Origin of the sequence: Peribacillus sp. Hz7 (genome assembly GCF_042136355.1) — a bacterium.
GTDB lineage: Bacteria > Bacillota > Bacilli > Bacillales > DSM-1321 > Peribacillus > Peribacillus asahii_A.
Map to the genome: position 1 here is coordinate 731,361 of NZ_JBHHJV010000001.1, position 24,306 is coordinate 755,666.

Sequence of the window (24,306 nt, forward strand, 5' to 3'; positions counted from 1 at the left end):
ATGCCTAGAGGCTATTTTTATTTAAACATTTAAAAGAGCCGCGTGGAAATCGTGTTTATAGGTATACGCCCCATTTTCGAACTTAATGTACGGCTGAAGTGCTTGTTCAATATGTTGATTTTGGATAGAGAGGTCTAAAATTTCTGTTTGTTTTTTCGATTAACTCCTCAAAAATTAGAGCCCTCGTCCTATTCCCTCAAATCTCGAAGAAAATAGCACTATGCAATAAAAGTAGGTTTCCTGACTTATGCATCTCCCTATTTTAAGCCCTTCCCATAAATTACGGTGGGTTGTGCTTATTTCATCAGTATTTACAGTTGCGGGGACAGCTCTGGATTTTCACCAGATTCCCTTTTACGTTTATCATGAACACCTTTATAACAAATAATTTGAATGGTTTAATTGATTTTACGTTGTTTATTTTTATTATAGTAATACTACAAATAAAAACAAATATTTTTAGTTTCTACGTTTCTTGTTTTTAATATTGTTTAAATTGTCGAGAATAAAGGAAAAGATATTGACAGGTAATGATAGGATGTAGTATTTTACATTGGGTCATCAAAAAGTATATCGAAATAACATCTTGAAAAACGATAAAAAAGAAGTAATTTAGCAGTTGTCTGCTTTTATCCAATATGCAAAATGGGCAAGAAGAAAGGACGTTTATATATGAAAGTTGTTACACCTAAACCATTTATGTACAAGGGCGGAGAAAGAGCCGTTCTTTTATTGCATGGTTTTACTGGAAATACAGTGGATGTGAAGAGGCTAGGGAAATATTTAAATGATCGAGGATATACATGCTATGCTCCACTTTATAAGGGGCACGGTCTTACTCCAGAAGAGCTCATTGAGACAAATGTTGAAGATTGGTGGCAAAGTGTAGTAGAAGGGTATCAGTTTTTAAAAAGTCAAGGATATGAGCAAATAGCTGCAGTTGGTTTATCTTTAGGTGGCGTGTTTTCATTAAAGTTAGCCTATAATTTCTCAGTAAGTGGAGTTGTTACGATGTGCTCTCCTATGTATCAGAAAAAAGACGAAGCGATGCAAAAGCGTGTGATTGATTATGCCTCTAATTATAAAAAGTTTGAAGGGAAAAGTGAGGAAACTATTGAGGCTGAAATGGCGGAGTTTCAACAGGTTCCTATGAATAATATTTTGACAATTAGAGATTTTATTTTGGATGTGCAAGAAAACTTAGATCAAGTGTTTGCTCCGCTGTTTGTAGCTCAAGGACGTCTAGATCATACTATTAATTTAGAGAGTGTAAACAATATATATAACGGTGTTAATTCATATGAAAAAGAGCTGAAGTGGTACGAAGAATCTGGCCATATTATAACGCTAGGCCCAGAACGTGAACAATTATATGAGGATATTTATGAATTTCTTGAGTTGCTGTGACATGTCCTAATTGTATAGATGTAAAAAAAGGTGCAAATCTCGGGTTTGCACCTTTTTTTACATGCCTTATTTATAAACTGTACTTGGTATGTGAATAACTGGATTGCCTACTGCGTAAGGGGCTACTTCATATTCTTGGAAAATTAAAGCGATCCCTTTATCTGTATAATAAAATTGAGTGTTCTTATCGACTTTAAAATCATCTAATAGATAGCTCTCAAAAAAGATGTCTGGGTGTTTTGACATGTAACTCTTTACATATTTTGTGACCTTTGTATACTTTGCCTTGGATGTAAGAGTATTACTCAGTGTATAGTGCTTTCCTGTTTTTAAATTGAAATTATAGCTTGTGACCAAACCGGAACCGTGTGCACCGCCTGCGTACATCCAATCAAAGATAAGAATACTGACTTTTCCGTTTTTATTATATTTCACTTTATAGCTTGTTGTGTAATCATATTGACAAGCATACGGGTACTCTTTACATAGCGGGTCTCCTTGGAATTCTTCCATATCTTTCTTTAGTTGATTATAGCTTTTATAGGACCCTTGAATATGCTTCAAAAGAACACTGTTAATTTTCTTTTGAGCGGAGGTGCTCTTTAATCCAGAGACTTGAGGGTATTTCAAAAATTGTTTACTCTTATATGTTTTCGTTATCACCTTAGCCTTTGTAGAGGACGCAGCATAAGCGTCATTAGAGGGCAGGGAAAAAGAAGCGAACAACGCAAACATCATCAGCCAACAAATAATAAGCTTACTCCATTTGATGTTTTTCATAAAAACCTCCAAGTTAATGATTTACTAATTTGTATTATAAAGGAAAAAATATCCTCTGTCACAGCGTATGATAAGTTATCGATATTTTGTCTGTAAATAAAATATGCTTCTAAAAGGATTATGTTCTTTTAGAAGCTTGATAAATGGTTTATAAGGACAAATTTATTTTTCAGCTCTTCTTCGGTAATGGTTATTTTTCCTTGCAATCCTTCAGCTTGAAGAACAAAATTTTTGATACCTAAAAATTCTGATTCCGCGATTATGAAAAATGTTGTTCCTTTTATAAAGTTTGTTCCTGGTAAGTCTCTAATTAATTGTACCTGTTTTATTTGTGCTCACTCCTCGTGTGATTTAGACTATAATGTTATCATAATTGTCTTCTCGAGAACATTATACGAAGCGGTATTTTAGTGCTAGTAATTATCAAAGGGCCTATTGTTAGTTAATGGAGGGGCTAGATGAATGCTTATATTGAAAAGTTGATGGATTTGTATACGAAAAATTCTAATGTTGAATAGGCTAAGTGAAGAACATTATCCTTACGCTTTGGAATGTAACTGAACGAAAATCTCAATATACAGCAATAGAGGCATTAAAGCATATTTAATGAACTAACGTGGTTGACTTTTAAGTTGGACAAGTTAATCATTTTTATTATTATTTTATCTGAATTTAAAATGGGGAACACTTGTCTTACTATTTGAATAATATATATAAGACGTAAGGAAGCACCTTGCGTCACCTTAGACTGACTATAAAAAGTCAGTCTCTTTTTTTGAACTTAACTTACTAAAATTTCATAGTTATTTTTGAGGAGGGCCTTGCTGAAAGGTGTGTAAGACCAAGGTTTCACACGAGTAGGAGCCAAAAATCAACAACGTCCTACAACCGAGCTTTTTGGAAAAGGAACAAAGAATAAGCTATCAAGATTTTAAATTATACTCAATATGAGTTTAACGAAGTAAAATAGAATCAAGCCTTTTTTCATTGATTTGTGATACTGTATTTGAAGAAGATGAACTAATGTTTATTCAATATAAGTTTGACAAATCAAGCAAAAGAAAAATTGATTTATTTTTATAGTGAATAGTATCAAACAGCACTGAAAAAATTATATAATTATATTGAACTGGTAATCATTTAGATATTTCATCTTAGGAGAAATGTTACAACTTGACTCATGGATTACAATGTAAGTGAAAACTACTTACCGAAAAAGGTAATTTTATAAAAAAAACAGAGAAGCAATGCCGTACGTCTAAGTTAAATCGTTATAAGGATAGAGGTTCGTTGACCACCCCCATGGCTAAAGCCGCTGGGGTTCTTTCTCACAAATATCCCACTTACCATCTTCCATAAGAAGAGACAGAGGCGAGACTTGGGTGAGCAACACTTGAGAGAAAAACAGTCCTTCAAGAGGGAAAGGTCGGTGCCAACTACGCCGTTCAATCGGTGATACTTGTCTAGGATTACGATACCGCACTCTTTCTATGAAGAGTGTTGGTCGGCAGAACGTTGAACATTTTACATGACAGACGTTTTTCCTGTCACAACCACCTATGTTCAGTTTTCAAAGAATATCCTACGTACCAAATTATACCATTTTAAACGTATGGTGTACAGAACGTATTTTCGATAGTTTATCTGCACACCGCATTTGAGCGAGCATTCATCCCATCCTTAAAAAAGGGGGTGCCAGCGCACCGTAATGGGCTTTATTTTCGCAAAATCTGTAATTTGAGGTGCTACAATGCTGGAATCAAAAAATACCAATCAAATATGTATGTTAGAAACTGATCTTAGGACTGCACTTGAAAAGAAAGAGTTTAGTCTCTGTTATCAACCAAGACTCCATTTGGGTTCAGGAAAAATTAATGGAGTAGAAGCCTTAATTCGCTGGGAACATCCAGAAAAAGGAGTGATTTTACCATTAGACTTTATTCCTCTTGCTGAAGAAACAGGATTGATTATACCAATAGGTGAATGGGTATTGCGCACAGCTTGTGAGCAAAACAAAGCGTGGCAGGAAGCTGGTATATCCCCTATGGTGATGGCTGTTAACTTGTCCGTTTGTCAGCTTTATCAACCGAATTTAGTTGAGAGAGTACGGCTTATTTTAGAAGAAACGGGACTTGCTCCTGAATATTTGGAACTTGAAATTACAGAAAATATAATGATGAATGTTCAGGATGTTCTTCCTGTCGTAAAGGAATTAAAACGTCTCGGTATCCGACTTAGTTTGGATGATTTTGGAACAGGCTATAGTCCTCTACATTATTTAAAAGAATTTCCTATTGATAGTATCAAAATAGACCAATCTTTTATTTGTAATTGTAGAGTAGATCAGAAGGATGCCACAATTGTAAAAGCTATTATTGCAATGGCTCACCAATTAAAGCTGGAAGTGATTGCTGAAGAGATTGAAACGAAAGAACATTTAATTTTCCTTCAACAGAATCTTTGTAATATGGGGCAAGGCTATCTATTTAGTGAACCTTTACCTCCTGATCAATTGATACAGCAGTTTTATCAAATAGAACAGATTGTTCATCGAGAAGGGATTTCACAAGAATTCAGTAGACAAAAATGGTTAGAGGAAGAGTTAGAACAAGCACGTCAAGAATTGCGGGATACCTTAAGGCAGCAACAAGGGATGATGTTTAAATTTATTGAATATAATAAAAAATTTATTCATACCTTATGTGATGGGGAATTGCTATACCGAATGAATTTCACACCTGAACAAATCTTAGGAAAGGGACTACGAGATTTTCTACCTGATGATTTAGCAGAAAGAAAAGCTCATTATTATCGAAGAGCTTGGGAAAACAAGGAGAATGTTACCTACGAAGAGGAAGTCAATGGCGTTTGGTATCTTGCCTCTTTGCGTCCTGTCCAAAGAGGTGGAGAAGTAGTTGAAGTTATTGGTTCCTGTATTGATATTACCGAAAGAAAAGAAAGTGAAGAGCGATATCAAAAAGTAGTTGAATATTCTCCTAAAGGGATTGTCATTCATAGGGATGGAAAATTTCTTTATGCGAATCCCTGCGCTTTGAAAACGATAAAGGAAGAGGACGTAGTAGGGAAAGAAATCTCCATCTGTCTTCACCCAGATTCTTATGAACTTTCTAAAAAGAGGCTAGCTCAAACTGAAGTGGGAGAAGAACTGCCGATAACAGAAATGAAGCTGATAGCACAAGATGGAGAAGTGATTGATGTCGAAATCGGCAGTGTGTCTATCCCTTATGGTGGAAGTTCGGCCATTCTAACTATGTATAGTGACATCACCGATAGAAAAAAGGCGGCACGAGACCTTGAAGAAAGTAAAGAACGGTATAGAAGGTTAGTAAATTTATCTCCAGAACCGATTGTCGTACACAGTCAGGGGATTATTAAATATATGAACAAAGCAGGAGTGGAAATTTTAGGATTTACCCATCCTAAAGAATTACTTGGGAAGCCTATTTTAGATTTTGTTCATCCGGATGATCGAAAGATGGGGTTTGAACGGATACAATGTTTAGCACAAGAAAACGAGAGTGAAGTCGAACTTTGGGAATATAGAATGATTCGTCCTGATGGAACAATCTTTTATGTGGAAGGTACAGCAACTGGAATTATGTATGATGGAGAGCCGGCTATTCAAGGAATGTTCCGGGACATTACAGCAAGAAAAGAAGTAGAAGAAGCTCTCCGTCAAAGCGAAGAAAAATATCGCCTCATTGCAGAAAATATGCAAGATTTAATTGGCGTGTTGGATACAAAGTGTATAGTTCGCTACGCATCGCCCTCTCATGAGACTATATTAGGATTTCCAATTGATGTATATGAAGGGAATAGAGCTTTTGATTTAGTCCATCCTGATGATATTTCTTATGTGCAAACTCAGTATGAAAACTCAATTTCATCGAAGACACCTTGCTATATTGAATTCCGATGTAAACATGTTAGTGGAGGTTGGGTCTATGTAGAGGCTTGGGGAACTCCTGTACTGGATGGAAATAATGAAGTTGAACATCTTGTCATAGTAGCTCGTGATATTTCCGAACGAAAAAAGGCGGATCAATTAATACGCAAATCAGAAAAACTTTCCGTTGCAGGACAGTTGGCTGCGGGAGTAGCACATGAAATAAGGAATCCACTGACTTCAATAAAGGGATTTATTCAGCTATTACAAAAGGAAACAAATAACCCCTTGTATACGGATGTTATCTTGTCTGAAATTGATAGATTAGAAGATATTGTTCAGGGTTTTTTATCACTTGCCAAGCCTCAAGCACCGCAAATGAAAGAAATAGATGGAAGGCTTCTTTTACAACAAGTGGTACTTTTATTTGAGACACAAGCTTTATTGAAAAATGTTCAAATTGTGCAAGAGTATAGTGAAAATTTACCGCTTATCTATTGTGACGGAAACCAAATGAAACAGGTGTATATGAATATTCTTCAAAATGCAGTAGAAGCTATGCCGAACGGAGGAGTCATTAAAATTCAGGTTCTTTGGCACAGTGCTGACTCTATTTTGTTTAGATTTATTGATCAGGGCCAGGGGATATCTAAAGAACGGATTAAAAATATTGGCGAACCTTTTTTCAGTACAAAAGAAAAAGGGACAGGACTGGGGCTAATGGTTAGCCAAAAAATTGTCCAGGAACATGGAGGGACAATGGGTATAGACAGTACCGTTAATCAAGGAACTACAGTAGATGTTATTTTGCCGATTAAGCCTTCTTTTGTACGTGAATAGATTTCTATTCATAATCCTGTGTGTCGATTTAGATGGATGATAAAGTAATCTCGCAGCACTGTAATACGGTTCAAGAAAATCCATCGGTTCACTGAGGAGATAACGTTCCAACTCAGTTAATGTAAAAAAACAAATAGTGGTGATTAAAAGAATCAGTCAATGGCTGATTCTTTTTTCATCCATTTTCGATGCAGGTATTTCTTAAAGTCTTGTTTTTTATGTCTTTCTTAATGTCTCGACTTGACAACATATTTTGTCCATTAATCGGGAACTCTAGTTTTAAATTGCTAACGTATATAAAAAGGGAATTTTAGAGGAAGGAAATGATTGAAGTATTTTTCTAAAGTTTTAATGACTATTTCTTTATCATTTTTTCTTATGTCTGTCTTTGGTTGCAGTAATAATGAAGAAAATAATAACACTAATGAAAATCAAACGACAGAGGAGACAAAGAAGGATGAAGAAACTACTAAGAGTAAATATCCATTTCCAAATGACACAACCGCTAAAGGGAATGGGAAAATTATGTTAAGTACTGCTGCTGGTACATCTGAAAATGGAAATACTCCAGTTTTATTTGTTTCTGAAAAGGATATCCTTATTCAAATTGGCATGGATGCTGAAAACTTTGATGGAAGCAAACAATCGTTTGTGTATGTGGATAAGCTGTTTTCTAATACAGAACAGTTTGGAGAACTAACACAAACATCAGTGAATTTGCAGGAAAGTATGTTAAGGCCAGGAATACACACAGTATCAGTCGTTCAATTTAATAACGATGATCCCAATAATGGTTCTGTCACAGGTTATACAGAGGCGAAATACGAAGTAAAAGAGAAGAAATAATTAACGTTAGTCTAGAGAAAAAATTATGGATTTCATATTGAGTTGTTAGGATTTAAAGATTCTATATAACTGGATTTACTTTTGTTTTTAAAGATGAGTTTGTGCTATACTAATTTTAATAATATTCGAAGGGATGATGGGTGGACGATGATTAACTAATCTTATTTTTAAAATTTGAAATCGCATATTTCAAATCATAACAAATAGGATTAGTCTGCCCATTTTCTATAAATTGTAGAGCTATTAATGAAAATAGCTTATTTGATTATGCAAAGGTACGGCTAATCCTTCCAAATGAATGGGAGGATTTTTTTATTCTCCCTTTAAAGAGAGGGATAGATTATATGAAAGAACTATTGAAATTATCTAATATTAGCTATACAGTTATGGACCTTAACGTTTTTGAAGATCTAAATGCTAGTGTTCAGCAAGGAGATATCATCGGTGTTATTGGCAAGAATGGTGCAGGTAAATCTACATTATTGCAATTAATTAACGATGACTTAGTGCCGGAACAAGGACATATACAATGGCTGCAACAAGACTTAAAAATGGTTATGGTTGAACAAGAAACCGAGTCGTATTCTTCTGAAGACAAGACTCCTTTTGAAGTTAAATTACTAGAGAAGTGGCATGTACCAACCCATGATTTTTCACAATTGAGCGGTGGAGAAAAACTAAAAGCACGCCTTGCAAAAGGTTTTTCAAAAGATGCAGACGTTTTATTATTAGATGAACCGACGAATCACCTCGATGAGCAAGGTGTAGAATTGCTTAATAGACAAATGAAGAATTATAAAGGTACGATTATTTTTGTTTCGCATGATCGTTATTTTTTAGATGCCATTGCAACAAAAATATGGTCGATTGAAGGAAAAAAGCTGATTGAACATAAGGGTAATTATTCTAGTTATATGGAGGTTCGTAAACAGAAAAGACTTACCCAGCAGCGTGAATATGAAAAACAGCAAAAGATGGTTGAACGGATTGAAGGACAAATGAATGAACTGACTTCTTGGTCGAAAAAAGCTCATGCACAATCGACGAAAAAGGAAGGAGTTAAAGAATACTATCGCGTAAAAGCAAAGCGTATGGATGCACAAGTCAAATCCAAACAAAAGCGTCTTGAAAAAGAGCTTGAAAAAGCAAAAGCTGAACCTGTTGAGTCAGAATATACGGTACGTTTTTCAATGAAAGCAAACAACAAAGTAGGAAAACGATTTTTAGAAGTTAAGAAGTTAACAAAGTCCTTTGACGGACGAACATTATTTAAAAACGTCAATTTTACGATTCAGCATGGTGAGAAGGTTGCAGTAATAGGTCCAAATGGTAGTGGCAAGACGACATTATTGAAAGTAATTACTGGACAGGAAGCTTTTGCGGGCGATGTATGGATTTCACCATCTGCAAAAGTTGGTTATTTAACGCAAGAAGTGTTTGACTTACCGCTTGAACAAACACCTGAGCAGCTTTTCTTTCAAGAAACATTCGAGGCAAGAGGGAAAGTCCAAACTTTAATGAAGCATTTAGGATTTATGACATCTCATTGGACAGAACCGATTAGGAATATGAGTATGGGTGAGCGTGTAAAGTGTAAGTTGATGGCATATATACTAGAAGAAAAAGATGTGCTTATCTTAGATGAGCCGACGAATCATCTTGACTTACCTTCACGTGAACAACTTGAAGATACGTTAGCGCAGTATAACGGAACACTAATCGTCGTTTCGCATGATCGATATTTTCTTGAAAAAACGACAAGTAGCAAACTCGTTATTTCGAATAACAGCATACAAAAGCAATTGAATGAAGTGTCTCCAAAAAGAGACAATCTCGATGAATTGCGTTTAAAGCTTGAAACAGAAAGACAAGAAGTTTTAGGAAAGCTTAGCTTTATGACCCCAAAGGATAAAGCGTACGCAGAACTCGATAAGAAATTTAAAGAGCTTACGAAACAAATAAATAAACTTTTGTAATAATTTATATCTTAAACCTCATCCCAAACAACACTATATTTTGCACAAAAAACGCTTGGAAACAAGCGTTTTCTTTTAGATTTCTTTTAACTTTTTATTAAAGTGGAGGATTTTCGACACCTAAATTTACCCAATCTTCCTTTGGAGGTCCATACACCCCGAAAGGTTTTAACCCAGCTTGACGAATAAGAATAGTCAATTGCCCTCGATGATGAACGATGTGTTTGATTAGTCCCATTAAAATCTGAGCATTTGTTTCTTCTCTGCCAAACGCCTTTTGTATTTGGCTCAAAGAGTTATCGGTCCACTGTTGTTCAATAGTTTGAGATGCTTCAGCACTTACCTTTTTAAAGGTTTCCGCAATCTCTTTTGCTGAGGATGGAACATTCTGTGCATTATCAACTTTCTTCATGTCCAATCCGAAATTAGTTAAATAATCTGTAATGTTTGTTGTGAAATGCCAAGCAATTCGCCCTAAAGTTCGTCCTTCTGAATAAACCTTTTGTTTTAAAGAGTCATCTGTCAAACCATCCAAAACCTTTTGAGTTAGCATTGCTTCTCTATTCCATTCTTTAATAAAATCTGAAATTGTTACATACATATAAATTTCCTCCATAATTAATTCAATTGATATGTTATTTTATAAGGTATATTATAAAACGTTTGTTCGCTTTTTTTCAAATTACCTTATAACAGATTGTTTTGTATTTAATTTAGCTGAAAATTTAACACATCCATTTTATAACGGACAACAATTATTGTCCTTGTAAAAAAGGGTATTAATATTATGGTTATTTTCAATGTCCATTCGTTATAAGTGTTGATATAACAATAAAAAGACAGACAAAATTGCTATACGGATTCGTCCGCTAATTTATACACTAATTGTACATTTTCTCTCCCTTATCGGAACCCGTTCATCTATTTTGTTGTGTTTTTGCTTTTTTGTGGAACAAATTATTTTGATTAAAATTATGTCCCCTATATGTAATTTTAGTGACAATTAGCCTCATACTCAAAACTGATTTACAATTTATGTTAATATATGGTAGATAGGAGGGGCAGTTAAAAAATGACTATAAAACTCTGTAAAAATCTATAAAAATTTTATAAGGGAGGTGAAACCGTTAGCCAAAACATTTGTTTGTTTTGGTAAATTCCGATACACTTAACCTACCTATTATGAATCCCGTACATTGCGAAAGTGGTGTAATCATCGAGTAGAATCGTGAGGGTGTTTAGGTTTTAAAAATGACGAAAACCAAGTCGAACTAAGAGTTGAGAACTTTCATTTTACAAGAAAACTCAACTATGTAGGATTCGTTGTATCCGAATTTACGCTTGTGGAGTGTCACACCAAACGAAAGTAGCTTCGGTAAAATCGGGCACGTAGAAGCAAGAAGCAAACAAGAACTTATAGACTTTTATAAGGTTTTGGCAACGGTTGTTAGATGAAATATATCATGCAAAATATAAACGCATACTCAGGTCAAGTATTAAGAGAAACTGAATTTAAAGATCAAACCAAGATTGATACATTCATTAAGCATTATGAACGACTTGATTCTAAACTTAATAAAGAAATGATGCTTGTTCTAGTTGACAAGGATAGAGAAGCTTGGAATGCAGGTTATTTAGGATATGTAGTGGATAATACTAAAGAAGACGCAGGGATTATTTCGTATAAATTTGTGTTTAAAGTGAAAAAGAGTAATTATAGAGTTAGAATTAAATAGAACAGGATTAAACTTAGCATCCAAATAGGATGTTATTTTTTATGTACGTAACTGAAATCAAAATTTCATTTTTAATTTTAGTTATCAAAATTGTGAACATGTTAAAATATTACAAAAGTAATGTAAATATGGATAATTCCTCTATCCTTATAAGCTATGATAAAAAGGAACTTATCATGTTATTCTTGTCCTTAACAAGAGAAAGGGGAATTATTCATGTTTTCTAATCAAAAAGGACTGACAAACAAACTAAAAGGCATAAGTGCTGCTGCTATACTCGGAATCACGCTTGTTGCCACGAGTCCAGCTACATCAGTTTTTGCGAAAAGTGAGGAAAAGCCAAAATTCGAATTCGGACTTGTCCCGGATATACAATATTGCGACTGTGACGCATCTGGCACACGCTTCTACCGTAATTCAGTGGACAAGCTCAAGGCTGCCTCTCAAACCTTGAATCAACATAATCTTGGTTTCACTGTTCAAACTGGTGATCTTATCGACAAAAACATCTCTAGCTTCTCTACTATTCTTCCTATCTACAACATGATTGAAGGCCCTAAGTATCATGTGCTTGGTAATCACGATTTTCCTGTAACAACTGAAAAAGTAGTCGACATACTGAATATGCCAAACCAGTATTATGATTTCAAATATAAGAACTGGCGTTTTGTCGTGCTGGATACAAATGACCTTAGTCTTTATGCAAATCCTGAAGGCTCAGAGAAATATAAACAAGCCGAAGAAATGTACAATTCGTTAAAAGAGAGCGGTGCAGTTAACGCCCAAACTTGGAATGGTGGCGTTAGCAATGAGCAATTAACATGGCTGCGCGGTGTACTTGATAAAGCGGCACAAACAAACGAAAAAGTGGTGGTCATCGCGCATATGCCTGTCTATCCTGAAAATAATCACAATGTTTGGAATGATGATGCAGTCATAAAAGAACTCGAAGCGGCTGGAAATGTAGTCGCCTATTTTAATGGACATAACCATGCTGGAAACTATGGGATGAAGAATGGAATTCATTATGTGAATCTTAAAGGTATGGTGGAGACAGCGGATACTACTTCATACTCAATCGTAGAAGTTTACAAAGATCGCTTAGAAATCGATGGCTTTGGCCGTGAACAGGATCGTGTATTAAAAATCCAAAAATAAAAAGATAGGACCCCATTCGAGTGGTGGCGGTTGATTCAGTCGAGAAACGTGTTAAACTTAAATCTTTTTTAACAAGGGATAACTCTATATAACCACCTTTACCGGGGCCTTAGACCAAGGAGATGGAAGTACTAAAGCACTAGTGTGCAGAATCTTTGAATTTAGCCAGCGGCGAGCTTTGAAGTTTTATGGGAATAAACAAGAAAACAACCTTTATTTTTAAGAATAAAGGTTGTTTTCTTTTGAATTTCATTACATAGTGAGAAGAGCTTTACTAAGCATTATAGAATGCGGAATTCCAACAATGTTAATGATGATGACTATGTTCCGATGAATCAATTTTATCAGTCGTCCCCTTCGTATCGATGGTTTGCAGAATGGGGAGAAAACAGATCAAACAAACATTTATAAGGAAGAACACATAAAAGGACGCCGGTTTACTTTTTAAAATAGGTTTCTTTTTTTCCAACTGACGATTTGCCAATCCAAGTAGGATTGAAAAAACACTGATAAGAAAAATAAGATCCATGGCGATAATCATAATGTTTACTTCATTTGGCTCCAGCATGACGCCTAGCATCGCTCCCATCATGGCCCCCATTAAACTTGAAGATTGTGCTTCGATAAATCCATTTATTCCAAACTTTCTTCCTATGAAACTACCGAGGATGCTGCTTAAAACGATTGATAGAATAGTTGTGACCGCAAGTCGATCCGGCATCCAGGTACCAATTACTAAACCGACTGTTAAACTGCTTGTCATTCCGAGAATCATCGGAATGCATTTGACCCATGAGTGGTTTTCTTTGCAGTTTGTTGGATAGCTGGAGAACGAAAAATATAGGCTATATCCAATTACCATCAGCAAACTAACTAAAGTAGGCATGTTATGCCCTCCTCAAAAGTGGATTTCAATCGATTTCTTTTTTTAGATGGAAATAGCTACTAAAACATATCCTCTTTCGATTGGTGCTTATAATTTAAATTAAGAGTAGCTGACTGACTTGTATGTATTAATATATTGTTTGGGCGTTAGATTCATATATTTTTTGAAGCCTTTGTAAAAATGAGATTTATCATAGAAACTAAAATCATCGATGGCTGTATTTAATAGTTGATTACGGTGAAGCAGTTCTTGAATGGTGTATTGCAATCGAATAATCTGACACAATTGTTTGGGTGAGAAGCCGATATATTCTTCGAATTTCCTTTGTAGGTATCTACTTGAATATCCGGTGTCGGATGCCAATTGATTTATATGGATGATACCATTCGTGGCATAAATACTGTTTAGGCAATATTTGATGAGGTTTTGATCGTAGTTGGTCTCTTGCTGTTTTTGTTGAAAAAATGAGATAAACCATTTGATTCGTTCTGGAAAACTTTGAAGTCGTACCATGTTTTCGAGTAGAGATGAATCAAATTGTACCATTTCAAATAAAGGAATTTGCTGATGCTGAATCAATTCTTTAATCGAACATGGAAGAGTAAGAAGTGTTTGTTCTGGGAAAAGTCTGACACCGAAATAAACACAATTCGGTTTAAAGTGGTAGAGACAACGAGATTCAGGACTAGTAGCAAGGATAGCAAAGGGGTGAGAGGGATCGCAACAAAAAAGTAGGTCTAAACATCCGTCTGGAATAACTGGGAGGTGAGCCGATGTATGTTCACCTGTCATTAATTGATAAAATAAGATTACTTCATTTTTTAAAAGACCTTTTGGCTGGTTCTCGAGATATAGCTGAGAATTAGACTTCATTTCCGGTTGAATTGGATAGAAAGAAAAACCTCTGTCCCCCATTATTTCACTTCCTCTTTTATATAATTTATTTTAATCTCACAAGGTTTAAGATTATTAAGTTGATTATAGTATAAAAACGAGAAGATGGTAGTATGTGGAACTGATTTATCGCCTAAAAAGTAAGTTTAGTTCCGATTTTTACAATGAATTCCTAAAAATTTAGAGGTATATTGAGTACACTTACAATGTTAGGAGGAATCATTTATGCAAGTACATGAAACCATTAGTAGTGCCGTGAAGCATCCGTTGGAACCACTAACAGGTCAAGAAATCAAAAAGGCTGTTGAAATCATACGGACGGAGAAAAACCTAAGTCAATACGTACGATTTGTCACAGTCACACTAAAAGAGCCAGCGAAGGATACTGTACTTAATTATGAAGCTGGAGATACAATTACACGCGAAGCATTTATGATTCTTTTAGATAATAAAACAGAAAAAACATATGAGGCGATTGTTTCTATTACAAAAGGAAAAGTAACATCTTGGGAGTATATCCCAAATGTTCAACCAGGGGTTATGTTAGATGAATTCGAGGAGTGCGAGCAAGTTGTCAAAAATAGCCCTGAATTTCAGGAAGCTTTATTGAAACGCGGCATTACAGATTCTAATTTAGTCATGATCGATCCTTGGTCAGCCGGCTATTTTGGCATAAAAGAAAATGAAGGAAAAAGATTGGCCCGCGCAATTTGTTGGGTGCGAAAATTTCCAAATGATAATGGTTATGCCTATCCGTTAACGGGGATTGTCGTATTTGTTGATTTAAATAAAATGGAGGTATTAAGAGTCGAAGACCATGGTGTAAGACAGATGCCTCCATTAGATGGTAACTATTCTCCTGAAACATCTGATAGCATTGCACTTCGTACTGATTTAAAACCTCTTGAAATTGTTCAACCAGAAGGGCCTAGCTTTGAAATAGATGGCCATATGATTAAATGGCAAAAGTGGAATATTCGATTCGGATTTACACCGAGAGAAGGATTAGTTCTACATACAGTCGGATATGAAGACAAAGGTAAGGTTCGTCCGATTTTGTATCGTGCTGCCTTGTCAGAGATGGTAGTTCCTTATGGTGATGCTAGTTTTGTCCATAATAGTCAAAATGCCTTCGATGCCGGTGAATACGGATTAGGACAATTAGCGAATTCTTTGGAATTAGGATGCGATTGTCTAGGTGAAATTTGTTATTTTGACGCGGTGATGACGGATAGCAGAGGAAATGTACGAACAATTCCAAATGCCATCTGTTTACATGAAGAAGATTACGGTGTGGCATGGAAGCATACCGATTGGCGAACAGAACAAGTGGAGGTGCGCCGCTCACGTCGATTGGTTCTTTCGTTCTTCTGTACGGTCGGTAATTATGATTACGGTTTTTATTGGAGCTTCTATCAAGATGGAACGCTGGAAATGGAAGTGAAATTAACCGGTATGTTGAATACGGGTACATTCGATGATAGCGGTAAGTCCAAATATGGAACAGAGGTTGCCCCAAAATTGAATGCGGTTTATCACCAACATTTCTTTAATTTCCGCTTGGATACGATGCTGGATGGTTCGAAGAATTCTGTAGTGGAAATTAACACGCTTCCAGAAGAAGAGGGACCGAATAATCCGTATAGTAATGCGTTTTATATTGATTCCAAAACATTTAAAACAGAAGAAGAGGCCAAGCGTAATCTAGATATGGCTACTCAACGTACATGGAAAATCATTAATCCGAATTCCTTGAATGCGGTTGGCACACCGGTTGGCTATAAAATTATGCCAGGTGAAAACTGTCTTCCATTTGCAGGTGATAATTCGAGTGTAATGAAACGTGCTGGTTTTCTGAAGAATCAATTACACGTTACGCCATATGATCCAAATGAGATGTATGCAACAGGAAAATATCCGAACCAACATAAAGGCGGCGATGGCTTACCAAAGTACACGGCAGCAAATCGGAATATTGAAAATGAAGACGTAGTTGTGTGGTATACAATGGGACATCATCATATCACAAGACCAGAAGATTGGCCGGTTATGCCGACAGCGTACATTAATTTTCAATTAAAACCGGTTGGATTCTTCGACCGTAATCCAGCGCTCGATTTACCTCGTCCAAAGCCAAAAACAGCATGCAATTCAAAAAATGGATCTAATTGCCATTGATTCTTAGATAATCAATCTTGAGTGATTCAATATACCAAAATCCTAGTAGGGGAGTTCAACGATGGAATAAAAGGAGCATGTGCTTTTCTTTTTATTCCATCTTCCTCTATGGGTTTACATGCTTCGAACAAGCCCAACTGATTATCTGTGGAATGAAGGTGATGCATATGCTGAAAAAAGGACAACTTCAACAAAAGGTGAAGTCTGTCCAAAGCGAGATTGGATTCATACATAAATTATTTCAGTATCATCATTTATAGATGAAAAGGATATTGAGATTCTATGTTTCTAATAACACTAGAACGCTAAAAGTATGGACGAATTAAATGACCTTCGTTTTAAGTGAGTACAAGGGGCATCCCCGATATTATTTCTTCTCCACTTTTACTAATCCTTTACCTAAATTATTCTTTTCAAAATAGCATATTACCTCATCATGAACTTGTATTTTATCTCCCGAAAGGATGTTTTTATCAGAAAAACGAATCTCGGTCCCGTCATCACCTTTTCCATAGTACTGATTACCATTAATATTGGTAATCTTGTATTCCACCGTAGTATATTCAGAGGAACCATTGCTTTTAGGATTTGTATTGTTAACAGGAGCAGCTGTATGAGTTCTAACCAATACTAATACTAATAATATTGATGAGAGCATCACGAGGATGATTGCTTTTTTGTACATGTTACTCTACCTCCTTCTATGTATTTTAAGAGATAAAAGAGGAAAGTAAATCCTTCTATTTTCCTTTCCTTTAGTCTTTATACCTATTTGAGGAACCATCCACATTTTTTAATGATTTCCTTTATCTTTTTAGCCAAGAAGACTCCCATCTTCAAGCCGTAGCAATGCGATAGCGAGCAAAGGGGAAGTGGAAGGTGAAATGCTCATACATAAAGGAACTGGCGTTCTGTTTGGCGCTGAAAAAGGGTGAAAGCCGCTTATTTTTCAAAACGATTCTATAAGAACAAAGAGATAAAAATCAAATATCACCCGTACCTAGTATCGTTTTAGCTTTTGACGTAGGACTTCAAACAGAATACAAAGAGGGACAATAAAGAATATATAATGTTATCAAATAGAAAAGGAGTTGGGAAAAGCCTAGCCCTAACGAGGCCAACATAGGGAGATAATCATAAACTTTCGAAGAAGCAAGCCTTTTAAATCTAAAAGGTGTCTGTAAAGGAAGACCTAAGAAATACATAGAGAACAATAGAAGTTCACAATCTACTTTAGCAGGGGGAATCCCCAACTATCATCGGTGCTGAAGAGCTTAACTTCTGTGTTCGGAATAGGAACACGGAAGTTAAACTCTTCGCCATTATTACCAGCTTGGTACTAATGACCTGCATGCCAGAGTTAACTTTCGAGTGTTCGATTCTCTGGCTTTTATTGGGTAAGGGGTCTCTCCTTATCTCGTAAGATAAGAGTGATAATATTGCCAATTTATAAAACGCCTAACGATTTATGTGTAAAATAATTTTCCATTTGTCTTTTCATAACCTCTTTATTTTCCCGAAATTGTCTGTGCCGATGACCATTACTCCCTGAAGGATGAGGGAATCCCTTTAAAATAGGTTTATTTTTGTAAAAATAGTCGAGAACTTTGCTTACATTTACTCCTAAAGGAATAATAAATGGATTTTCCATTGTCGAGATATCTTTAATAAAATAATTTTTTACATATTGTAATAGCATTTCGGTTTTTAAAATATTGGGCCGTGAACCGTTAAAATTTTGATGATTGAAAAATACAGCATATGGGAGGATGGAGGTATTGTAAACAAGGTGACTGGCTGTACCAAAAAGTTCGCTTGAAGATGAAATGCCGAGATGTCTCGGTAATTCAAGTTCGTCTAGCATGGCTGTGAGATTTTTTCTTATCGTTCCCTCAAAGCTAGCACTTTTTTTCACCTGATGAAGGAGTTCTTCCTCGCTTAAATGTTTATTCTCAATAACTGCTGTATAAGCTTTTTTCATCTGGTGGAGTCCAGGTGTAATGCCGACTATAACCACTTTGGCATTCTTATTTATATAATCAAAAGGGGTGTAATAAACTTCTAGTTTTTTCTTTTCATCCTTTTGCAATAAGAAAGTTGAATTTAAAAGGTCATTATCGGATAATGGCAATTCTAGAGAAAATATTTTTTCTTTAAATAAATGAAATTTTGCTTCAGTAACAATTCCCATTCATTTTCCTTCAATTCTTTTACGAAGGTGAACTCATGCCTTTAATTTCGCCTTAATTCGTTTGTGATTGTAATATTAGTAGTATCTTCAAATGCTTGAAGTACCACAAACCTTATGATTTTATATGATACTTCGCATTTGAACCTCACTATCATCCAATCTCTAGAGGGTACTATGGCATTGTTAATGAGCTTTCTCATTCGGAAAATCTGTAAAACAAAATGAATGGGTTGATGTATGTACCACAGAAATCATTCATTAGGCTATTTAGAAAGCTGGTCCACAGTGCCTTCTGTATAATCATCTCCGACTTGTTCATGTGTAATGGCCAAACCTTGTTCTAGTTGAGACGTTCCGTCGTAATCAGAAGGATCAAAAGTTTTTCCAGCAATCAGTAGATCTTCTTCATTTACTATCCGCTTTTTCTTATCCATACTCTTTCTACTCCTTTCTATTTTAGTATGCTGGATTTACTTCATTTTTATAGACCTAGACCAGTAATTGAACACATAAGGATCTTCTCGTTGGATACGTTAAAAAGGAAGAGGGCTGTTTGTATTTTCATAATTACTTTGAATGTGACATGCGATCATTTCATACATATCATCTAAAGGGGACTTAAGTTTAAGTACTTCATAACGATAATAAATACCAACTTTAGAAAACAAAGAAAGTCAGCATTCACTGGTACAACGCACCTGCTGTGAAATTCCAAGAAATTGAGGATGAGGAGAGATGCATGAATAAAACAGGAGGGGCTAAGTATGAAGTTTACGATAGAGTATATACCACTGAACAAAATCAAACCTGGTTTATCGCTGAAAATTACGGAGCACATGAAGAAACTTCAGAGATTAATGTGGGACTGTATGTTTAATCTTTTGGTTGTCAAAAAAAATCGGAAGGATGACAGCTACATCATTGTTAGCGGGCAAGATAGATTCGAATCTCTTAAAAAACACACCAAAAATATTTATGCGCCATGTATAGTCGATAAAAGTGATTCCACCGGAATGATATCGTGGCTTTATCGTTTACGGAACAAACAACCCCTAGATGATTTTCCTTTAGTACCAACGAGCTGGTTAATCGTTCGTTCCTTTTTGAAACAAGAGCCTCGTTTTAAAAATTTATCCCGATCCGAACAAATAAGAGTGCTGCGTATAGCGGCACGTTACAAGAAAACTGTGATTTATACCATGAAAACTACAGTGGATGATATTCTGAGAAGTAACGAATAATTCATCCCCCTATAACAAAACTGGTGTAACATTTTTTCGAGGCCTTAGCCGCATTTTAAAACTAGTAAATGCAGTTAAAGTCTTAAAGATTGAATTCAATGTGCCTGTGACAAAAGTGGATAATCTAACTGTGCTGACAAAAGAAGAGGCTAAAGCGAAAAAGATGGGAACTTGCCAATGGATGTATCAGGGGAAAAGTTTGGATACAGCTATGAAACTCGTACAAGAAGCCAAGGATATCTTCTTAAAAGAGCAATAAAAAGAGTCTTAGCTTAAGCCTATAGTTGGTAATGACGTCTTTTATATTAAAATTAAAAATATGCAGCCCCTTTAAAGAGAGGATCTGCAGATATTGTCGGTAACTATAGGGATGGTCCTAAAAAATTGAAGTCTGGTCACATTTTGGTAACATACCACAAATCATAAATAAAAATTAAAAATTACTAAATTATATTAAGATGCTTTAGAGTGTCTTTAAATCAAGGACTCTCGACAACATATGTTAACAAAGGATAACTAGAAATAATACCTTCCCTCTATCTTCAAAACCGAAGAAGTTAAAATCATAAAAAGACAGTGAGCAAACGATAGACTCACTGTCTTTTTAATTTGAAAATGAAATAAACAATGAAGTATGGAAACTTGTAACTGACGTACAAGTTATGACGAATTTATTTGTTGATGATGCTATCGATACACGGACGGACGTACTTGATGAAATGATTAAAAATTTTAATAACGATTTCATGGAGTCAATCAATAAGATAGATGAAAAATATGAACAACTGCGTCATAACTGAACTGCCGTATACCGAGCGGTACGTAAGGAGGGGAGAGGTCGAAGTCCCCCTACATCTTACTATATTTGTATGAATAGTTAAAAAATACAAATAAATTAATTGACATTTATTTGAAAGCTTCTTATATTTATATACATGGAGAACAATATTCACTATTAGTGAAAGTTATACAACGATTATGACAATAATCCAAAAAGTGAAAAGTGAAATTCACTCTTAAATTAAACATAAGGAGAGGAATTGTATGGGGAATTTACGTGAAGAAGCACTAAAAATGCATAAGGAAAATGGAGGAAAGCTTGGTGTTCATTCAAAAGTTCCCGTACGCAATGCAAAGGATCTAAGCCTCGCGTATTCTCCAGGTGTAGCGGAGCCCTGTATAGAAATTTATAAGGATGAAAGCAAAGTGTACGATTATACCATGAAGAGGAATCTTGTTGCAGTTGTTACAAACGGAACAGCCGTACTTGGTCTGGGGAATATCGGTCCAAAGGCTGCTATGCCGGTCATGGAAGGAAAAGCCTTATTATTTAAAGCGTTTGCAGACATAGATGCCTTCCCTATTTGCTTAGATATAACAGATTCCGAAAAGATGGTTGAGGTTGTTAAATTATTGGAACCGACTTTCGGAGGAGTGAACTTAGAAGATATTGCAGCACCGCAATGCTTTGAAATTGAGGACAGGCTGCGAAAGGTTTGTGATATTCCAATTTTCCATGATGACCAGCATGGTACAGCGATTGTAACCGCCGCGGGGTTAATTAATGCATTAAAACTTGTTGCCAAAAATATAGAGGATATTCGCGTTGTTATAAATGGTGCTGGTGCTGCCGGAGTTGCAATCGTTAAGCTGCTCCTTCGTATGGGTGTTAAGGATGTCATTTTATGTGATACAAAAGGGATCATTTATGAAGGCCGTCCAATCGGGATGAACCCTTTTAAGGAGGAAATGGCATCTATCACTAATAAAGGACAGAAAAAAGGTACACTTGCAGATGCACTTGTAGGGGCAGATGTGTTTGTTGGAGTATCGGCCGCAGGTGCCGTCACGAAAGAGATGGTACATTCTATGAATCGTGATGCGATTATTTTTGCCATGGCAAATCCGGTGCCAGAAATCATGCCAGGGGAGGCAAAGAAAGCTGGAGCACTCGTAATAGGGACAGGACGCTCTGACTTTCCCAATCAGGTTAATAATGTACTTGCATTCCCTGGTGTATTTCGTGGTGCTTTGGACGTATCTGCAAAAGAAATCAACGAAGAAATGAAACTTGCAGCCGTTTATGCGATTGCCGAATTAATTACTAATGAAGAGCTTAACCCGGATTATGTGATTCCAGATCCATTTGACCCTAGAGTGGTGGCGCATGTAGCAGAGGCCGTGGCTGAGGCTGCACTGGAAACAGGAGTTGCTCAAATCAATAAATTAAGGAGTTAAAGGGCATTTTTGGCGAATAGGTTAGTGAAAGGTCATCTACATAATCCAAAATGGAAATGAAATCAACAGCTTGTGAGTAGGTGGGAGTAGTTCTATTAATATTGAAACAGATCAATAAAGATAGTAGTACCTTCAAATGCTTGAAGTACCACAAATCTTATGATTTTATATGGTACTTCGCATTTGAGCCTCACTATCATCCGATCTCTAGAGGGTACTATGGCATTGTTAATGAGCTTTCTCATTCGAAAAATCTGTAAAATAAAATGAATGGGTTGATGTACGTACCACAGAAATCATTCATTAGGCTATTTAGAAAGCTGGTCCACAGTGCCTTCTGTATAATCATCTCCGACTTGTTCATGTGTAATGGCCAAACCTTGTTCTAGTTGAGACGTTCCTTCGTAATCAGAAGGATCAAAAGTCTTTCCAGCAATCAGTAAGTCTTCTTCATTTACTATCTGCTTTTTCTTATCCATACTTTTTCCACTCCTTTCTATTTTAGTATGCTTGATTTACTTTATTTTAGGCTTACTACTTAATTAAATCTGATATGAATGGAATCAGCTTAATAGTTAAGCAATCTCTTTCATTTTTACAAATACATTTTGCAATATGTAGGATAAAAATGAAAGTATTGAGGAAAATACTTCTATACAAATTTCAAAATAGGAGTGTAGAGTTTATGACACAAACATTGTACGAAAAAGTTGGCGGAGAGGAAGCTATTGCAAAGGTTGTGGATTATTTTTACTCTGAATTGGTTTTAAAGGATGAAACCGTTAATGGATTCTTTAAAAATACAGATATGGAAAAACAACGACGTCATCAAACAAAATTTATAAGTTTTGCTTTAGGCGGTCCTAATCAATATTCAGGAAAGTCAATGGCAAAAGCACATGAAGGGATGAATATACAGCCAGTTCATTTTGATGCTATTGCAAAACATCTTCATGATGCTCTTGCACACTATGGAGTTGAAGAAGCTGATATAGATACAGCTTTAACGAAAGTCGCCTCACTTAGAGACGATATACTATATAAATAAAGTAGAAAGAGCATGTTTTGAAAAAGATTAATCAAAACATGCTTTTTCTATTTGTTTGAAAAAATCTTATGTCAAAGTGACGGAGCGAATCTTCTTTTTTCCAATGTAGAAGAATGTTAGTTGGATGAGTACTTAAAGGTTGAATAAAGAGAACTAATGTTCTATAATAGTGAGGGAATCTAAAATTAGGAGAATTAATGAATTGAACGGTACAGCACATATGATAGTAGGTGCGTCAACGGGTTTTGCTGTAGCATATGCTATGCAAGTAGATCCGACGACAACCATTATGTTTGTAGGACTTGGGGGAGTAACAGCTTTAATACCGGATATGGATACGGACGGGAAGCTTAGTAATAAGATTACGTTTTCTTATAAGTTTGCCCGAGCGACATTGCAACTAATGGGCGTCCTTATCTTATTATATAGCTTTTTAGAGCATGCTAATGTAATGAGGTGGATTGGGGCAGGACTTGGTGTAGGTGTGATTATTTTAGCTTCTTTCTTAACTCAGAGAATGATGCTTACACTTACGGGAATCGGAGTTGTAGGAGCCGGTATATACATAGAAGAAAATTGGATTTTATTATTAGGTGTTTATATGATTTTAGCTTCTTTTGTTGCGCATCGCAGTTATACCCATTCTATTATTGGGGTTCTTTTTTTTGGAATCATCGCTTATCAATTTGAAGCATCTGTTGGAATTGAGGGGATGTTTCTTACTTGCATGCTCGGTTATATCAGTCATTTAATTACGGATATGAAAGTGTTTCCCTTTAATAAAAGGGGAGTAAGATGGTTTTTACCTTTTTCCAAGAAGGAATTTTAATAACATAATTTAAAAGGCACTATCCATTTTGAACTGCACCCCAATTGTTAGACAAAATCTAACGATTAGGGGTGTAGTTTTTTTATGACTAAATTTAATGCAGAGGATAAATTAGTAGCTGTTCAACGTTATTTAAGTGGTAATGAAAGCT

Annotated in this window: 18 protein-coding genes, 1 rRNA gene, 2 pseudogenes and 1 riboswitch; of the genes and pseudogenes, 12 read left to right on the plus strand and 9 right to left on the minus strand. The window is 35.7% G+C overall.

Translation table 11 applies throughout. The annotated features are described in order from the left end of the window. Positions 1–213 precede the first annotated feature (213 nt). Positions 214–392, minus strand: a riboswitch (cobalamin riboswitch). A 280-nt stretch (positions 393–672) separates the two neighbouring features. Next, a complete protein-coding gene (locus ACE199_RS03510) occupies positions 673–1,407 on the plus strand; it encodes an alpha/beta hydrolase (protein ID WP_375348579.1) in 735 nt (244 codons plus the stop codon). Positions 1,408–1,473: 66 nt separating this feature from the next. Here ACE199_RS03510 and ACE199_RS03515 read toward each other — a convergent pair whose 3' ends face one another. After that, a complete protein-coding gene (locus ACE199_RS03515; RefSeq protein ID WP_375348580.1) occupies positions 1,474–2,187 on the minus strand; it encodes a DUF3298 and DUF4163 domain-containing protein in 714 nt (237 codons plus the stop codon). Between the two features lie 1,750 nt (positions 2,188–3,937). On the opposite strand from ACE199_RS03515, the gene ACE199_RS03520 reads away from it, so the two are divergent. The 3 genes from ACE199_RS03520 to abc-f all read left to right on the plus strand — a co-directional run bounded on the left by ACE199_RS03520 (position 3,938) and on the right by abc-f (position 9,756). Next, positions 3,938–6,934 (plus strand): PAS domain S-box protein, encoded by a 2,997-nt coding sequence (locus tag ACE199_RS03520; protein ID WP_375348581.1) that lies wholly within the window; start codon positions 3,938–3,940, stop codon positions 6,932–6,934. A gap of 327 nt (positions 6,935–7,261) precedes the next feature. Then, positions 7,262–7,780 (plus strand): hypothetical protein, encoded by a 519-nt coding sequence (locus ACE199_RS03525; protein WP_375348582.1) that lies wholly within the window; start codon positions 7,262–7,264, stop codon positions 7,778–7,780. A gap of 344 nt (positions 7,781–8,124) precedes the next feature. After that, positions 8,125–9,756: a ribosomal protection-like ABC-F family protein gene (gene abc-f, locus ACE199_RS03530; protein WP_375348583.1), complete on the plus strand. Its 1,632-nt coding sequence runs from the start codon at positions 8,125–8,127 to the stop codon at positions 9,754–9,756. A 97-nt stretch (positions 9,757–9,853) separates the two neighbouring features. On the opposite strand, the gene ACE199_RS03535 is transcribed toward abc-f, so the two are convergent. Beyond that, entirely contained in the window at positions 9,854–10,357 is a 504-nt protein-coding gene (locus ACE199_RS03535) for a DinB family protein (RefSeq protein ID WP_375348584.1), read from the minus strand. An 862-nt stretch (positions 10,358–11,219) separates the two neighbouring features. Here ACE199_RS03535 and ACE199_RS03540 point away from each other — a divergent pair. Continuing rightward, on the plus strand, positions 11,220–11,492 hold the full coding sequence (locus ACE199_RS03540) for a hypothetical protein (RefSeq protein ID WP_375348585.1): 273 nt from the start codon (positions 11,220–11,222) through the stop codon (positions 11,490–11,492). Positions 11,493–11,708: 216 nt separating this feature from the next. Further along, positions 11,709–12,650, plus strand: a complete 942-nt coding sequence (locus tag ACE199_RS03545) for a metallophosphoesterase (RefSeq protein WP_375348587.1) — start codon at positions 11,709–11,711, stop codon at positions 12,648–12,650. A 307-nt stretch (positions 12,651–12,957) separates the two neighbouring features. Here ACE199_RS03545 and ACE199_RS03550 read toward each other — a convergent pair whose 3' ends face one another. Beyond that, positions 12,958–13,536 carry a hypothetical protein gene (locus ACE199_RS03550; protein ID WP_375348588.1) on the minus strand — a complete coding sequence of 193 codons (579 nt, stop codon included), beginning with the start codon at positions 13,534–13,536 and terminating at the stop codon, positions 12,958–12,960. Between the two features lie 99 nt (positions 13,537–13,635). Next, positions 13,636–14,451, minus strand: coding sequence for a helix-turn-helix domain-containing protein (locus tag ACE199_RS03555; protein ID WP_375348589.1), 816 nt, complete (start codon positions 14,449–14,451; stop codon positions 13,636–13,638). A 204-nt stretch (positions 14,452–14,655) separates the two neighbouring features. On the opposite strand from ACE199_RS03555, the gene ACE199_RS03560 reads away from it, so the two are divergent. Continuing rightward, positions 14,656–16,608 carry a primary-amine oxidase gene (locus ACE199_RS03560; protein WP_375348590.1) on the plus strand — a complete coding sequence of 651 codons (1,953 nt, stop codon included), beginning with the start codon at positions 14,656–14,658 and terminating at the stop codon, positions 16,606–16,608. Positions 16,609–16,975: 367 nt separating this feature from the next. Here ACE199_RS03560 and ACE199_RS03565 read toward each other — a convergent pair whose 3' ends face one another. From ACE199_RS03565 to ACE199_RS03575, 4 genes and pseudogenes are all read right to left on the minus strand, one after another. Further along, complete coding sequence (locus ACE199_RS03565; protein ID WP_252294831.1) at positions 16,976–17,293, minus strand: hypothetical protein; 318 nt, start codon at positions 17,291–17,293, stop codon at positions 16,976–16,978. Positions 17,294–17,823: 530 nt separating this feature from the next. Continuing rightward, positions 17,824–17,941: ribosomal RNA gene (rrf, locus tag ACE199_RS23500) — 5S ribosomal RNA — on the minus strand. A gap of 114 nt (positions 17,942–18,055) precedes the next feature. Then, the gene (locus tag ACE199_RS03570) at positions 18,056–18,799 is read right to left on the minus strand and encodes a uracil-DNA glycosylase family protein (RefSeq protein ID WP_375348591.1); all 744 of its coding nucleotides are present in this window, start codon (positions 18,797–18,799) and stop codon (positions 18,056–18,058) included. A gap of 263 nt (positions 18,800–19,062) precedes the next feature. Next, positions 19,063–19,191: pseudogene (locus tag ACE199_RS03575) on the minus strand (DUF4025 domain-containing protein); the annotation flags it as partial. A gap of 372 nt (positions 19,192–19,563) precedes the next feature. Between ACE199_RS03575 and ACE199_RS03580 the strand changes: the two are divergent. The 3 genes from ACE199_RS03580 to ystJ all read left to right on the plus strand — a co-directional run bounded on the left by ACE199_RS03580 (position 19,564) and on the right by ystJ (position 22,278). After that, positions 19,564–20,040 carry a hypothetical protein gene (locus tag ACE199_RS03580; RefSeq protein ID WP_252294835.1) on the plus strand — a complete coding sequence of 159 codons (477 nt, stop codon included), beginning with the start codon at positions 19,564–19,566 and terminating at the stop codon, positions 20,038–20,040. Between the two features lie 100 nt (positions 20,041–20,140). Beyond that, on the plus strand, positions 20,141–20,299 hold the full coding sequence (locus ACE199_RS03585; RefSeq protein WP_375348593.1) for a hypothetical protein: 159 nt from the start codon (positions 20,141–20,143) through the stop codon (positions 20,297–20,299). 785 nt (positions 20,300–21,084) lie between these two features. Next, a complete protein-coding gene (ystJ, locus tag ACE199_RS03590) occupies positions 21,085–22,278 on the plus strand; it encodes an NADP-dependent malic enzyme (protein ID WP_375348594.1) in 1,194 nt (397 codons plus the stop codon). A 308-nt stretch (positions 22,279–22,586) separates the two neighbouring features. Here the strand turns inward: ystJ and ACE199_RS03595 are convergent. Further along, positions 22,587–22,715: pseudogene (locus ACE199_RS03595) on the minus strand (DUF4025 domain-containing protein); the annotation flags it as partial. 248 nt (positions 22,716–22,963) lie between these two features. On the opposite strand from ACE199_RS03595, the gene ACE199_RS03600 reads away from it, so the two are divergent. Further along, a complete protein-coding gene (locus ACE199_RS03600) occupies positions 22,964–23,326 on the plus strand; it encodes a group I truncated hemoglobin (RefSeq protein ID WP_252290612.1) in 363 nt (120 codons plus the stop codon). 202 nt (positions 23,327–23,528) lie between these two features. After that, complete coding sequence (locus ACE199_RS03605; RefSeq protein WP_252294839.1) at positions 23,529–24,155, plus strand: metal-dependent hydrolase; 627 nt, start codon at positions 23,529–23,531, stop codon at positions 24,153–24,155. The last annotated feature ends 151 nt before the right edge of the window (positions 24,156–24,306 follow it).